The sequence below is a fragment of the Pseudomonas sp. TWP3-1 genome (assembly GCF_049896625.1).
Lineage (GTDB): Bacteria > Pseudomonadota > Gammaproteobacteria > Pseudomonadales > Pseudomonadaceae > Aquipseudomonas.
The window spans coordinates 1-12,771 of sequence record NZ_JAFCUQ010000031.1; the positions used below are offsets into that span (position 1 = coordinate 1).

Annotated in this window: 16 protein-coding genes; 10 read left to right on the forward strand and 6 right to left on the reverse strand. The window is 58.5% G+C overall.

Annotated elements, in window-relative coordinates; genetic code table 11:
• Positions 1-570 precede the first annotated feature (570 nt).
• The gene (gene rhtA, locus ACP7BN_RS26820) at positions 571-1,458 is read left to right on the forward strand and encodes a threonine/homoserine exporter RhtA (protein WP_426206812.1); all 888 of its coding nucleotides are present in this window, start codon (positions 571-573) and stop codon (positions 1,456-1,458) included.
• Positions 1,459-1,627: 169 nt separating this feature from the next.
• On the forward strand, positions 1,628-1,909 hold the full coding sequence (locus tag ACP7BN_RS26825) for a hypothetical protein (RefSeq protein ID WP_426206813.1): 282 nt from the start codon (positions 1,628-1,630) through the stop codon (positions 1,907-1,909).
• A gap of 10 nt (positions 1,910-1,919) precedes the next feature.
• Here the strand turns inward: ACP7BN_RS26825 and ACP7BN_RS26830 are convergent, their stop codons facing one another.
• Positions 1,920-2,489 (reverse strand): TetR/AcrR family transcriptional regulator, encoded by a 570-nt coding sequence (locus ACP7BN_RS26830; protein ID WP_426206814.1) that lies wholly within the window; start codon positions 2,487-2,489, stop codon positions 1,920-1,922.
• Between the two features lie 93 nt (positions 2,490-2,582).
• Here ACP7BN_RS26830 and ACP7BN_RS26835 point away from each other — a divergent pair, with 93 nt between their 5' ends.
• The gene (locus ACP7BN_RS26835) at positions 2,583-3,311 is read left to right on the forward strand and encodes an SDR family oxidoreductase (RefSeq protein ID WP_426206815.1); all 729 of its coding nucleotides are present in this window, start codon (positions 2,583-2,585) and stop codon (positions 3,309-3,311) included.
• A 29-nt stretch (positions 3,312-3,340) separates the two neighbouring features.
• Positions 3,341-3,931: a 2-hydroxychromene-2-carboxylate isomerase gene (locus ACP7BN_RS26840; RefSeq protein WP_426206816.1), complete on the forward strand. Its 591-nt coding sequence runs from the start codon at positions 3,341-3,343 to the stop codon at positions 3,929-3,931.
• A 61-nt stretch (positions 3,932-3,992) separates the two neighbouring features.
• Here ACP7BN_RS26840 and ACP7BN_RS26845 read toward each other — a convergent pair whose 3' ends face one another.
• The 5 genes from ACP7BN_RS26845 to ACP7BN_RS26865 all read right to left on the reverse strand — a co-directional run bounded on the left by ACP7BN_RS26845 (position 3,993) and on the right by ACP7BN_RS26865 (position 8,704).
• Positions 3,993-5,801, reverse strand: a complete 1,809-nt coding sequence (locus tag ACP7BN_RS26845) for an aminopeptidase P family protein (RefSeq protein WP_426206817.1) — start codon at positions 5,799-5,801, stop codon at positions 3,993-3,995.
• Positions 5,802-5,858: 57 nt separating this feature from the next.
• On the reverse strand, positions 5,859-7,025 hold the full coding sequence (locus ACP7BN_RS26850) for an aminotransferase class V-fold PLP-dependent enzyme (protein ID WP_426206818.1): 1,167 nt from the start codon (positions 7,023-7,025) through the stop codon (positions 5,859-5,861).
• Between the two features lie 206 nt (positions 7,026-7,231).
• The gene (locus tag ACP7BN_RS26855) at positions 7,232-7,846 is read right to left on the reverse strand and encodes a LysE family translocator (protein ID WP_426206819.1); all 615 of its coding nucleotides are present in this window, start codon (positions 7,844-7,846) and stop codon (positions 7,232-7,234) included.
• Between the two features lie 101 nt (positions 7,847-7,947).
• Positions 7,948-8,217: a hypothetical protein gene (locus ACP7BN_RS26860; RefSeq protein ID WP_420650542.1), complete on the reverse strand. Its 270-nt coding sequence runs from the start codon at positions 8,215-8,217 to the stop codon at positions 7,948-7,950.
• A 121-nt stretch (positions 8,218-8,338) separates the two neighbouring features.
• Entirely contained in the window at positions 8,339-8,704 is a 366-nt protein-coding gene (locus ACP7BN_RS26865) for an antibiotic biosynthesis monooxygenase (RefSeq protein ID WP_426206821.1), read from the reverse strand.
• 93 nt (positions 8,705-8,797) lie between these two features.
• Between ACP7BN_RS26865 and soxR the strand changes: the two genes are divergently transcribed.
• From soxR to ACP7BN_RS26895, 6 genes are all read left to right on the forward strand, one after another.
• Positions 8,798-9,256 carry a redox-sensitive transcriptional activator SoxR gene (gene soxR / locus ACP7BN_RS26870; protein ID WP_426206822.1) on the forward strand — a complete coding sequence of 153 codons (459 nt, stop codon included), beginning with the start codon at positions 8,798-8,800 and terminating at the stop codon, positions 9,254-9,256.
• Between the two features lie 119 nt (positions 9,257-9,375).
• Positions 9,376-9,834: a VOC family protein gene (locus ACP7BN_RS26875; RefSeq protein ID WP_426206823.1), complete on the forward strand. Its 459-nt coding sequence runs from the start codon at positions 9,376-9,378 to the stop codon at positions 9,832-9,834.
• A gap of 260 nt (positions 9,835-10,094) precedes the next feature.
• Positions 10,095-11,297, forward strand: a complete 1,203-nt coding sequence (locus tag ACP7BN_RS26880; RefSeq protein WP_426206825.1) for a PepSY-associated TM helix domain-containing protein — start codon at positions 10,095-10,097, stop codon at positions 11,295-11,297.
• Positions 11,294-11,836 (forward strand): thiamine pyrophosphate-binding protein, encoded by a 543-nt coding sequence (locus ACP7BN_RS26885; RefSeq protein WP_426206827.1) that lies wholly within the window; start codon positions 11,294-11,296, stop codon positions 11,834-11,836. Before ACP7BN_RS26880 ends, ACP7BN_RS26885 begins: the two co-directional genes overlap by 4 nt.
• Positions 11,833-12,174, forward strand: a complete 342-nt coding sequence (locus ACP7BN_RS26890; RefSeq protein ID WP_426206828.1) for a hypothetical protein — start codon at positions 11,833-11,835, stop codon at positions 12,172-12,174. The genes ACP7BN_RS26885 and ACP7BN_RS26890 overlap by 4 nt, the downstream gene beginning before the upstream one ends.
• Positions 12,171-12,746, forward strand: coding sequence for a DUF6162 family protein (locus tag ACP7BN_RS26895; protein WP_426206829.1), 576 nt, complete (start codon positions 12,171-12,173; stop codon positions 12,744-12,746). Before ACP7BN_RS26890 ends, ACP7BN_RS26895 begins: the two co-directional genes overlap by 4 nt.
• Positions 12,747-12,771 lie beyond the last annotated feature (25 nt).

The window sequence follows — 12,771 nt, forward strand, 5'->3', positions numbered from 1 at the left end:
TCGTTGGTTACATCTTTGATTTCTCGCGGAGTAACTTGTGATGCTGATAATCTTGTTGACTATCAGTCTGACTCCACAAGCACCCACACGAATTGCTTGATTCAGTTGTTAAAGAGCGGCTGGTTAAGATCTTTCGTCTCAACCGAGGCGCGCATTCTACAGCAGCCTCATTTGCTGTCAAGTGATTATTTTCAGAAGTTTTCGAAGAATTCTTCAACCACTTCAACCACTTGCGCTTCCGATCTCTCGTCAGCGGGAGGCGAATTCTACAGCGTTACACGCTGCTGTCAACACCTCTTTTTCAGCTACTTCCCAACTTCGATAAACTGAAGCCCTACACTGCCGAAACCTACGCAACTCATTGAATCTCAAGGAGTTTTCCGTTTCGACTGCGCCGGAAGTGGGCGAATTATAGACTTCTGAAATCTGCCGTCAACCCCTAATTTAGTTTTCTATCAGCGCGCGTAAAACACTGCTTATATATAGACGTCTCCAGCTCGAATGCGCACTATATTGCCCAACACCATAAAACAACACTTTCCACTGCCTCACCTCGGATGACGCCATTCCATGAATGACCACCCACGCAGCCTTGCCTCGATTCTGTTCCCGGTCGGCCTGCTATTAATAGCGATGGCATCAATCCAGTCCGGTGCCTCTCTGGCCAAAAGTATGTTCCCCATCATTGGCGCCCAGGGCACCACTACTCTACGGCTGATCTTCGCCAGCGTGATCATGCTGATATTGCTCAGACCCTGGAGAGCCAAGCTCACCGCGAAATCCCTGCGCACGGTGATCGTCTACGGAATGGCGTTGGGTGGCATGAACTTCCTCTTCTATATGTCATTGCGCACAGTACCCTTGGGAATCGCCGTGGCGCTGGAGTTCACTGGCCCATTGGCAGTTGCTATTTACGCGTCCCGGCGAGCGATCGACTTTCTCTGGATCGCGCTGGCAGCGGTAGGACTTCTACTGCTCATACCTACGGGTGCGACGAGCGCCGGTATTGATCTTGTCGGCGCCGGCTATGCACTGGGAGCAGGCGTGTGCTGGGCCTTGTATATTCTGTTCGGTCAGAAGGCCGGCGCGGACAATGGCGTAACGACTGCCGCGCTGGGCGTGATGATCGCTGCGCTGTTTGTTGCTCCCATCGGCATCGTCCACGCTGGCGCCGCTCTACTGACACCCTCTCTGATCCCGATCGCGATTGGCGTCGCGATCCTGTCCACCGCCCTGCCCTACACACTGGAGATGGTCGCACTGACCCGCATGCCCGCGCGAACATTCGGCACCCTGATGAGTATCGAACCGGCATTCGGTGCACTGTCGGGCCTGCTGTTCCTGCAGGAATACCTTTCCTTGTCACAATGGATGGCCATTCTGTGCATTATTCTAGCCTCAGTCGGCGCAACTCTGACCATGAGTAGTGGCGCCAAACCTGCAATTGCGGCGGATTGAAACAGGATTTGACGAAGGTCTGGCAATTGGCGCGCATTTAGGCCATGTTTAGCCTCGCAACCCAATGCCAGACATGGATTTTTTCGGATAGGGATATCAGAAACGCTTCAAGCGAGAGCGCATGCAGGCGGACCCGAGCACAAGACTCGAGGCTGTCATAAGGACGGGAATGAAACGAATTTTGCTACTGATCGCCATCCTCGCCGTTGCGGGTTGCGCGGCAACCTCCAGCCCCAAAGTGAAACATGGTAAAAAGGGCCTGCACATCAACTGCTCGGGCCTTTCGTCCTCTTGGGACAAGTGCTACGCCCGCGCCGCCAACTCCTGCGCGCCGAAGGGTTACAAGGTCATCGCCAAATCAGGTGACTCGGTGGAAGAACCGGGGGATTACCCATTTGGTCTCAATCCTGCCGGTTACACCAGCCGCAGCATGATCGTCATCTGCAAGTAAGTTGCGGCCGCTAAGGTACTCGTTGAATAGCGAGCTGGCGGCCGATTTCCTCGTGACTGGCCTGCAACACCTGGCGCTGAATCTTCGGCGTGGCGAGCATTCGCGCAACCACCAAGGCGCCGACACACTGCGACAGGATGGCCCAAGCCAGGCTGTCACTCTGCAGAATCTGCGCCCAACTCTCCTGCAGCCGACAAATCCAGAGTTCCGCCTGCTCCCGCACCACTTCATCCGAACGTGCGATCTCCGCACCCAGCGCAGGTAACGCACAGCCCAGCTCAGGGCTCTCGACATGCGCCATCCTCAAATACTTTTTCAGACAACGCTCCAGCCGTTCGCGATCCTGCGCTCCCTGCCCGCCAAGGCGTTCAAGACTCTGGCTCAGCTCACGCTCGACAATGGCGGCGAACAAATCATCCTTCGATGAAAAGTGGCTATAGAACGCTGCACCACTCAACCCGATAGCCTTCATCAGCCCATCAACGCCTACCGTAGAGAAGCCAGCCTTCTTCGCCGACAGGGAACTGCTTTGCAGCAATTTTTCTCTGGTTTCCAGCTTGTGACTGGCGGAGTAACGCATACGTATGACCTCAAATTTGACTGCCTTGACGCTGAGCGAATCCTAGCATAACGTTCGTTCACTTAACGATCGTTAACCAAAGGGGTTTTGCCCATGAATAACAAGAAGGTCGTACTGGTTGTAGGTGCGGGGGATGCCACGGGGGGTGCCATCGCCAAGCGGTTTGCCAGGGAAGGTTTCGTGGCATGCGTCACGCGACGCAGCGCCGACAAGCTGCAACCACTGGTGGACTCGATTGAGGCTGAAGGAGGTAAAGCTCACGGCTTTGCCTGCGATGCACGCAAGGAAGAAGACGTTATCGCGCTGATCGAAGACATCGAAACCCGCATCGGACCAATCGAAGCGTTCGTCTTCAACATAGGCGCCAACGTGCCTTGCAGCATCCTCGAGGAAACCGCGCGCAAGTATTTCAAGATTTGGGAAATGGCCTGTTTCTCAGGCTTCCTCAATGCACGCGAAGTGGCCAGACGCATGGTCACGCGCAATCGCGGCACCATCCTGTTCACCGGTGCCACCGCCGGCCTGCGCGGCGCTTCGGGATTTGCCGCGTTCGCCGGCGCCAAGCATGGCATCCGCGCTTTGGCGCAAAGCATGGCCCGCGAACTTGGCCCCCTGAACATCCACGTCGCTCATGTAGTGGTCGACGGCGCCATCGATACAGACTTCATCCGCAACAGTTTTCCCGAGAAATACGCGACCAAGGATGAGGACGGCATTCTCAACCCTGAACACATCGCCGAAAACTACTGGTATCTGCACAGCCAGCCACGGGACGCCTGGACGTTCGAGCTGGATCTGCGCCCGTGGAACGAACGCTGGTAATCCTTCCCATAACAAAAAGAGCAGCGAACATGAGCAAAACCGTAGAGTTCTATTTCGATCTCGGCAGTCCCGCCACTTACCTGGCTTACACGCAATTGCCGAAGATCTGCGCCGACACCGACAGTCAGTTGGTCTACATTCCAATGCTGCTCGGCGGCGTTTTCAAAGCCACCGGCAATGCCTCACCGGCGATGATTCCAGCCAAGGGCCGTTACATGTTTCAGGATCTGGATCGTTACGCCAAACGCTACGGCGTGCCGCTCAGATTCAATCCGCATTTCCCGATCAATACGTTGCTGCTGATGCGCGCCGTCACCGGCATTCAATTGCGGCAGCCAGAGCGCTTCCTCGCATTCATCGACTGCCTGTTCAAAGCGCTTTGGGTCGACGGCCGTAGTCTCGATGACCCGGAGACCGTCGCAGCGGTATTGAGCGAACACGGCTTCAACCCTGAAGAAGTGCTGGCCCTGAGCAACGACGATGCCGTCAAAAGCGCACTCAAGGAAAATACCGAAACAGCCATTAAACGCGGTGTTTTCGGGGCGCCGAGCATGTTTATCGGCAATCAGATGTTTTTCGGCCAGGATCGACTGGATTTCGTCGAACAAGCCCTGCGCTGAACGGGGAGCGCCCTAAACCAAAAGGCTCGGGCGCTGACAGCAGCGCCCGAGCTTCAAGCTATTAGATAGCGACCGTGCGCGCGTTCAACCACTCCAGCGCCGCTCCGTCGAGCAGCGGGCTCAGGCGCTCGCGCACTTCGGCGTGATAAGCGTTGAACCACTGTTTCTCTTCCTGAGTCAGCAATGACGGTTCAAGGCAGCGAGTGTCGATCGGGCACAAGGTCAGAGTTTCGAACTTGAGGAACTCACCAAATTCACTGCTGCCAGCGGCAACGTTCATTGCCAGGTTCTCGATACGCACGCCCCAGCGACCCGGACGGTAAGTACCCGGCTCGATCGAAGTGATCATCCCCAACTGCATCGCCGTTTGCGGCGCCGCAGCCGCCTGATAGGCAATCACCTGCGGGCCTTCGTGAACATTGAGGAAATAACCGACGCCATGACCGGTGCCATGACCGTAATCCACACTTTCGGCCCAGATCGGCGCGCGCGCAATGGCGTCGAGCAGCGGTGACAGAATGCCTTTCGGAAACTGCGCGCGGGACAATGCGATCACGCCTTTCAACACGCGTGTGCAATCACGTTTCTGCTCAGCGGTCGGCGTACCCACCGGCACCATGCGCGTGATGTCGGTAGTGCCGCACAGATACTGACCGCCGGAGTCGATCAGCAGCAAGCCGTCACCCTCGATCACCGCGTGCTCTTCCTCGGTGGCGTGGTAATGCGGCATTGCGCCGTTAGCATTAAACGCAGCAATCGTGTTGAAACTCAGCGACACGTAATCCGGACGACGCTCACGTGCAGCAGTGAGTTTTTCGTCGATGGTCAGTTCGGTGATTCTTTCGTTGCCCCACGCCGAATCCAGCCAGGTGAAGAACTCGCACAGAGCAGCGCCGTCCTGCTCCATCGCCTTACGGATATGCGCGGCATCGGCCTGGCTTTTTTGCGATTTGGCCAACGTGGTCGGATTGAGTCCTTCGACGAGTTTCACGCTGCTATCGAGGCTTTCCAATAAACCGGAAGTGACGCGCGCAGGGTCCACCAGCAGACTCGCACCGGCCGGAATCGCACGTAAGGCGTCAGCCACTTCGCTGTAATCGCGCAGCGTCACGCCGTCCTGCTCCAGCACCGCGCGCAATTGCGCATCGACTTTGCTGAGCGCCACGAACAACGTGGCTTGCTGCTGACTGATCAGTGCAAAAGAAACGAACACCGGGTTGAACGACACATCGCCGCCGCGCAGGTTAAACAGCCAGGCAATGTCATCGAGAGTAGCGATGAAGTGCCAGTCAGCACCGCGTTCCTGCAAAGTCTCGCGCAATGCCGCGAGTTTCGCGCCACGACTGACGGTCGCTTGTGGCGGAAGATGCTGATAGATCGGCGCGTTCGGCAAGCTCGGACGGTCGCTCCAGACTTGCTTGAGCAAGTCGGTATCAGTGCGCAGACTTGCGCCCCGCGCTTCCAGTTTGCCGCTCAAGGTGCGCGCCGAAGCCACGGCCATGACCGCGCCATCGACCGCGACCACCCCACCTTCCGGGGTTTGCTCGGCCAGCCAGTCCAGCGGGCTCGGCTGACCCGGTTGCAGCTTGACCAGTTCGATGCCGCTGCCGTTGAGTTCCTTTGTCGCCTGTTCCCAATAACGGCTGTCAGCCCAGACACCGGCGAAATCGGGGGTGACAATCAAAGTACCGACCGAACCATGAAAACCCGACAACCATTGGCGGCCCTGCCAGTAACCCGGCAGGTATTCCGACAGGTGCGGGTCGGCGGAAGGCACCAGCAGCGCATGAATGCCTTCGCGACGCATCGCTTCGCGGGTTTGCGCCAAGCGCTGGGGAACCGATCCTTCGGTCAGGGTCTGGATACTCATCGTGTCTCCTGCTAATCACTTTTTCGTTATTGTTCGGTGCCGTGCAAAATCGGCGCGTTACAGCCCGGTCGCCCAGAATGCCGGAGCACTGGTGCAGGCGGTTTTAATCAGTTGAATGGCCTTATCGATATCTTCGGCGGTGGTGAAACGGCCGAGGCTCAGGCGGATGGTGCGGCCGGCCAGATGCGCGTCATGCCCCAGCGCCAACAACACGTGGGACGGCGCATTGCTCGCCGAATTGCAGGCCGAGGTTGCGGAGAATGCAATCGAATGGCTCAGCGCCGCCGAATTGAATTCACCTTCGCTGAAGGTCAGGCTCAAGGTGTGTGGAATACGCTGAGTCGAGCTGCCGTTGAGGCGCACACCCGGCAGGCGCAAAAGCTGCTCGAGCAGACGTTCGCGCAACGCGACGATGGTGGTCTTCTCTTGATCAAACTCGGCACCGGCCAGGGCAAACGCTGCGCCCATCGCTGCGATCTGATGCGTCGCCAACGTACCGGAGCGCAACCCGCCCTCGTGACCGCCACCATGAATCTGCGCCTGCAAACGTTGCTGCGCGCGCGGGCCGACGTAGAGCGCGCCGATGCCTTTGGGGCCGTAGAGTTTGTGCGCCGAGAACGACATCAGATCCACTGGCCACTGCGCCAGATCAATCGCAACCTTGCCAGCCCCCTGCGCCGCATCAACATGAAACAGCGCCTCACGCCCACGCACCACTTCGCCGATGGCCTGAATATCGTTGAGCGTGCCGAGTTCATTATTGACCAGCATCAGCGACACCATAAACGTGTCCTCGCGCATGGCTTCGCTGACCGCTTGCGCAGTGATCAGACCCTCGGCATCCGGTACCAGATAGGTCACGGCGATGCCGGCGTCCTGCAATTGCCGGGCGGTATCGAGGATGGCTTTGTGTTCGATCTGGCTGGTGATGATGTGCCCGCCGGACACACCTCGCGCCTGCGCCACACCTTTGAGGGCGAGGTTGTTGGATTCAGTGGCACCGGACGTCCAGACGATCTGTTCAGCTTGAGCGCCGACCAGTTCAGCGACTTGCCGCCGGGCGTGCTCGACCGTTTGCCGGGCCTGCTGGCCGAACGCGTGGGAGCTGGATGCCGGGTTGCCGAAATTGGCGTTGAAGCCAAGACACTCGATCATCACCTGGATGACCCGCTCGTCGACCGGAGTGGTGGCGGCGTAATCGAAATACAGCGGACGTTGGTTCATAAAAAGACTCGCAGAGCGTGTTCCGGGATCAGGAGGCTCGTGTCTGCAAACGGCAAAGCACAGCCTCATGAGCTGCGCCCGGGTTCGAGAGCGTCATCAATACCTGATCGGATGCCGTTAAAGAAGGACAACTTCATTTAAAAGTGCGTAGGAACGCTCCTGAACGCGACTTTAACAGGCATCGGGCCGGCGGTTGAAGCAATGCGTCAGCTAAAGCTTTCGAGAAGTAACGGATACAGCGAAATCACCAGCAACGCCGCCATACCCCAGTTGAACACGCGCAACCAGCGGCGATCCTTGAGCACATTGCGCAGCAGCGTGCCGCACGCCGCCCAGACGCCGACGCTCGGCAGATTGATGATGGCGAATACGGCGGCGATCACCACCACGTTAGTGAAATAACCCTGCATCGGCGTGTAGGTACTGATGGCACCGATGGCCATGATCCACGCTTTGGGATTGACCCATTGAAACGCCGCCGCACTCAGATAGCTGATCGGCTTGGCATCGCCCTTTTCGCTGTCGTTGACTGGCCCCGAGTGGGCGATTTTCCACGCCAGGTACAGCAAATATGCCGCACCGACATAACGCAGCACGGTATAGAGAAGCGGATAAGTCTGGAACACCGCGCCGAGCCCAAAGCCCACCGCCACCACCAATACGAAGAAGCCGCAGGTAATGCCGAGCATGTGCGGGATGGTGCGGTTAAAGCCGAAGTTCACGCCCGATGCCAGCAACATGGTGTTGTTCGGCCCCGGTGTAATCGAGGTGACAAGGGCAAACAGGGCAAAGCCCAGCAGCAGATCAAGCGAGAGGGTCATGGCAGGCAATCCGTCGGGGTCATTCAGGTAATGACCCTATCGCACGAGACGGCGCAAACCCACGGACAGTTGCGGAAAAATTCGAGCAGTACAGTTGCTGATCAGCTGGGACGACCGTGCAGCTGTACGGCACGCTCGGCGCTCATTTCACCGTTGTTGTCGAAACCAAAAACCTTCTGCGGCTGGCCGAGCAATTCGGCTTTTTTCGCGTGGTATTCCTCGAAAGAGAGGCCGCGACGATTCAGCGTTTCCAGCGCCAGTTCGCGGGATTCCTCCGCCGAATAAGGGCGCAATTCCGGGGAAACGTGACTCGCACATCCGGCGAGAACGGAGACAGCGAGCATTAGCGAAACAGTCAGTAAATGATTCATGGGAGCGTCCTGGCGAGCAGCGTTAGTCGATGGAGCAAGGCTACGCCCGCGCCCGCTTGCGCAGAAATCAACGCTCTCAATAGTGGCTATCAGGATTCAGGAACGTCGCTCCAGTTCTCGTCTAGCCGACCAGTTGGCAATGCAGACCGTCGTCCTGATTGCGCGCGATGCTGCTTAGCACCTGAAATGAACCGAAGGTCACGGTTCTGGCGTGATGCGCGCGGATCAGTTGCCAGAAATCCTGCTCGCCGGTTTCGAAACCCTCGAACGCCGCCTCCCCCGCTTCGCGCGATTGCCATTGCAGAAAGCTCAGCACCCGTCGGCCATCGTCGCTCGCCTGAACGCTGGCGCTGACGAAACCGGCGTAGCGCTGAGCCAGACGTTCGGTCTGGATCGACAGCGCAGACACCAGCGCCGGTTGTTGCCTTGGTTCGATCTCGAACTCGATCAATTGGGTAAAGCTGCTGTTTTTCGCCAATGCTTGCATGAAAGCCCCCGCTAATCTGTAAGACGAATCTTGCGACTCGAAGGCGTGCAGGGTAAAACCTCTAGTTAAGTCAAGGTCAAGAGACATTTTCCAATGATCACCCCGGAAAACCTGCAAAAGCAGCTCAGCGTCGGCGAAGTTGCGGCGCGCAGCGGCGTCGCGGTCACCGCCCTGCACTTTTATGAAAGCAAAGGTTTGATCAAGAGCCAGCGCAATGCCGGTAACCAGCGGCGCTATCCACGGGAAGTGTTGCGGCGGGTGGCGTTGATCAAAGTCGCGCAGCGGCTGGGAATTCCGCTGGCGGAGATTGGCCAGGCGTTGCAGCAGTTGCCAGACAACCGCGCACCGACCGCGGCGGACTGGAAGGTGTTGTCCGAGCAATGGAGCCGGGAACTCGATGATCGCATCAACCAATTGATGGTGCTGCGTGATCGACTGAATGGCTGCATCGGCTGCGGCTGTCTGTCGATGGAGGCCTGTCCGCTGCGCAATCAGGGCGATGTGCTCGGCGAGCAAGGCCCGGGGGCGCATTTTCTCGACAAGCCGGTCTGAGGTCGAAGTGGTTGCTCGTCGGTTGCCCGATTGTGGTGCGAGGCTGGATCTATAGTGAACCGACCGGAAACCCGGTTCAGCTCCACCCTCATCCCACAATAATCACAGGGAGAAACGTCATGAGCGTCAAACCCATTCCCGAGGGGTATCACAGCATTACCCCGTATCTCGGCATCCACAAGGCAGCCGAAGCCATCGACTTTTATAAGCAAGCCTTCGGTGCGACTGAAGTGATGCGCCTGACGATGCCCGACGGCGGCATTGGCCATGCCGAACTGCGCATCGGCGACAGCGCGATCATGCTCGGATCGCCCTGCGATCAGGGGCCGCTGAGCAACCCCGACAGTTCAGTCTCGGTCGGCTTGCATCTATATGTGACCGATGTCGACAAATCCTTTCAGAGAGCTCTGGACGCTGGAGCCACCGAGGTTTCTGAACCCAAGGATCAATTTTATGGCGACCGCAGCGGGACTTTGAAAGATCCGTACGGACATCTGTGGTTTCTCGCCACGCGCAAAGAAGATCTGACCCAGGAGCAGATCGAGCAGCGGGCACAGGAGATGTTCAAGCAAGGCTGATCGTTCTGCGTCAGTACTGGCGGCGACGCCGCCAGTTTCGATTTGCCCCGCACCACTTACGTATTTGCGCCGTCCACGATAGTGAGATTGCGATCGCGAAACATTTACTTTCATATCCCTCATCAGGATTTGCTTCGCTCATCCGTCTTATAGAGATGCGGATCGGCCGCGTCGGCAACAGCCACGGCCGGACTTTCAGGGACTCCTGTGCTGCGAAGCCCGTAGTACCGACTCCTCCCATTGAATCAAGACGTTCAGACATGTCGAAGAAATCCCGCTCCAAACTGTGGTTCCTGGTGCACAGCTGGCTGGCATTACCGATCTGGTTTTTTGTGCTGATCGTGTGTGTCACTGGCACTTTGGCGGTGGTCAGCCAGGAAATCGTCTGGCTGGCCAACCCGCAGATGCGAGCCAGCCAACCGTCGGATGACGCGCCGCTGCTCAGTTATGACCAGATTCTCGCCGCGATAAAACAGGCCGAACCACAAACCCTGGTGCAAAGCATCAGCCGGCCGGACGAATCGCATTTCGCCCTCGATGTTGAAGTCAGCTATCCCGACGGGCGCTCGCTGACGGTGTACGTCAATCCGTATACCGGCGTCATCCAGGGTGCGGCGCCCGATTTCAACTTCAAGGCGTTTACCCGCGCGCTGCACGGCTGGTGGCTGGTGCCGTTTACCAACGGTTTCAGTTGGGGCTGGTATCTGGTGTCATTCCTCGGTGTGCCGATGCTTGCTTCACTGGTAACCGGTCTGGTGGTCTACAAGCGTTTCTGGAAAGGCTTTTTTCGCCCGACGTTGCGTATTCGCCACGGCGCGCGGATTTTCTGGGGCGACTTTCACCGGCTCAGCGGGATCTGGTCCATCTGGTTCATCGCGGTGATTTCCATCACCGGTGTGTGGTTCCTGATTCGTGCCCTGCTGTTCGACAACCAGATTTCCATTTCCAGTGAGCCAATCATTCCGGCAATGTCCCGCGAAAGTGTGCCGATTTCCGCCGATGGCACGCCACCGCCCCTGATCAGCCTGGACTCGGCGGTCGAAATCGCCCGACAGCGAATCCCCAGCCTCGAAGCCAGCTTTGTCAGTCTGCCGGGCAATGCCTACAGCCACATGAGCGTCGGCGGCCGCGGTTGGTATCCGCTGATGTTCCAGACCGCCACGCTTAATCCATACAACGGTGACATTGCTGCCTCGCGCCTGTTGTCCGATCGCTCGGCCCTCGAGTTTGTGACTGAATCCATGCGCCCCCTGCACACCGGCGATTTCGGTGGGATATGGATCAAGCTGGTGTGGTTTTTCTTCGGTCTCCTGCTGAGCATGATGGTCCTTAGCGGCCTGCTGATCTGGAGCAAGCGCACTGCTCTGGCGACACTCAACGCGCTCAAGCGTGAGGACAAGAAAAACCGTACGCACGCCAGTCGCACGGCCGCCCGGCATGAAACTTCGGAGGCCCGCCCGTGAGCCAGACCAAAGCGACGCCAGCACCTTCGCGCCTAAGCCGACTCTGGCGCAAATGGCGCTTCCATCTGAATGTCTTTTTGCTGCTGATCCCGCTCGGTTTCATGCCCAAATACTTCGCCGATGCTTCACTGTTTCGCGGCGACGTCGGCTTGGGCGAGCGGGAAATCGGCGAAATCCAGGTCGGGCCGTGGAGCCTGCGCCTGGCGGAACTGCGCAAAGATGCACCGCTGCTCAGCGGCCCCGCCGGTTACATGAAGGACTTCAGCGCCGCTCTGTGCGATGCCTGCGTCGATCACGTCAAGGCCACTTACCTGCGCATCGGCAAGCCACGCAGCCTGCGTGCCGCCGGTTCGATCTTCTTCGGCACGCCATACCGCATGGGAACGCAGATGCCGGTGCCGGAAAAAACCAAAGCCGACGCCGAGCTGTGGATCACCATGGAAGGCTGGGACGGCAGCATGCATCAGGCCTCGATTCCCCTGAGCCAGGCCTCCCCCGCCACCGTTGACTGGCTGAACAAACAAGGAGCCAAACCATGAGCATTGCTCACCGCCCTCTCCGCCTGCGTTTGAGCACTGTATTGCTGGTGCTCTGCGCGGGCTTCAGCGCCAACGCCCTCGCGCATAACCCGATGTGTGAATGCAAAGCGGTTGATGCCGAACAGATCAAATGCACCGGCGGTTTCTCCGACGGCAGCGGTGCACCGGGGGTGACCCTGGACGTAATCGGCTATGACGAAACCATTCTCGTGCCAGGCAAGCTTGGCGCTGACTCCACGCTGACTTTCAAGAAACCCGGCGCCGAGTTCTACGTGCTGTTCGACGCGGGCCCCGGCCATGTGGTCGAAATCGACCAAGCGGATATCGAGGCACCATGACCACACCCACCACTCAAGTCGTGCGCCCGGCAGGTGCCGGCCATGAAACCCTCTACGTGTTGCTGCTGTGCCTGCTGATCCTCGCGGTGGCCGGTTCGGTGGTCGCGTGGCGCGGTGTGTCTCATGAGCCGGAGCCGGTGTCCAGCCATCAGCTCGACGCCCGTCGCGACCTCGGCGCCAGCGAGCAAGGCATCTATGCCGACCTGCGGGTGACCCTCGACGAAATCCGCTTGTTGCGTGAAGAACAACAGGCGGTGCCGACGCCGAATGCGCTCGCCGACGAAGGTTTCGCCCCGTTCGCGCAGGACGCCAGCTCGGTCAGCCGTGGCGCGCATGCCTGGCAACTGCTCGCAGACTCGGCCTACTTCGGCCACAGCCAGGCGCCTAAGGTGGCGGGGTCGTTTCTGATGCGCCTGAGCGCCGACGCGAAAGCGGCGCCGGACATCTGGCTCAATCGCAGCACTGACCTGCAGACGCCACCGGATCTGTCTGATGCAGCACTGTCCGCTGCCGGCTGGAAGCAGATCGTCGCGCAATTCGATGCCGGGGTAACCCGCCAGCATCGTCATTGAACCCTCGCCTTCACTCGAGAGAAGA

Coding starts and splice junctions, on each gene's coding strand:
- ACP7BN_RS26865 (WP_426206821.1), bottom strand. CDS start 8,704: ATGCAAGCATTGGCGAAAAACAGCAGCTTTACCCAATTGATCGAGTTC.
- ACP7BN_RS26830 (WP_426206814.1), bottom strand. CDS start 2,489: ATGCGTTACTCCGCCAGTCACAAGCTGGAAACCAGAGAAAAATTGCTG.
- ACP7BN_RS26840 (WP_426206816.1), top strand. CDS start 3,341: ATGAGCAAAACCGTAGAGTTCTATTTCGATCTCGGCAGTCCCGCCACT.
- ACP7BN_RS26845 (WP_426206817.1), bottom strand. CDS start 5,801: ATGAGTATCCAGACCCTGACCGAAGGATCGGTTCCCCAGCGCTTGGCG.
- ACP7BN_RS26875 (WP_426206823.1), top strand. CDS start 9,376: ATGAGCGTCAAACCCATTCCCGAGGGGTATCACAGCATTACCCCGTAT.
- ACP7BN_RS26880 (WP_426206825.1), top strand. CDS start 10,095: ATGTCGAAGAAATCCCGCTCCAAACTGTGGTTCCTGGTGCACAGCTGG.
- ACP7BN_RS26835 (WP_426206815.1), top strand. CDS start 2,583: ATGAATAACAAGAAGGTCGTACTGGTTGTAGGTGCGGGGGATGCCACG.
- rhtA (WP_426206812.1), top strand. CDS start 571: ATGAATGACCACCCACGCAGCCTTGCCTCGATTCTGTTCCCGGTCGGC.
- ACP7BN_RS26850 (WP_426206818.1), bottom strand. CDS start 7,025: ATGAACCAACGTCCGCTGTATTTCGATTACGCCGCCACCACTCCGGTC.
- ACP7BN_RS26890 (WP_426206828.1), top strand. CDS start 11,833: ATGAGCATTGCTCACCGCCCTCTCCGCCTGCGTTTGAGCACTGTATTG.
- ACP7BN_RS26860 (WP_420650542.1), bottom strand. CDS start 8,217: ATGAATCATTTACTGACTGTTTCGCTAATGCTCGCTGTCTCCGTTCTC.
- ACP7BN_RS26895 (WP_426206829.1), top strand. CDS start 12,171: ATGACCACACCCACCACTCAAGTCGTGCGCCCGGCAGGTGCCGGCCAT.
- ACP7BN_RS26825 (WP_426206813.1), top strand. CDS start 1,628: ATGAAACGAATTTTGCTACTGATCGCCATCCTCGCCGTTGCGGGTTGC.
- ACP7BN_RS26855 (WP_426206819.1), bottom strand. CDS start 7,846: ATGACCCTCTCGCTTGATCTGCTGCTGGGCTTTGCCCTGTTTGCCCTT.
- soxR (WP_426206822.1), top strand. CDS start 8,798: ATGATCACCCCGGAAAACCTGCAAAAGCAGCTCAGCGTCGGCGAAGTT.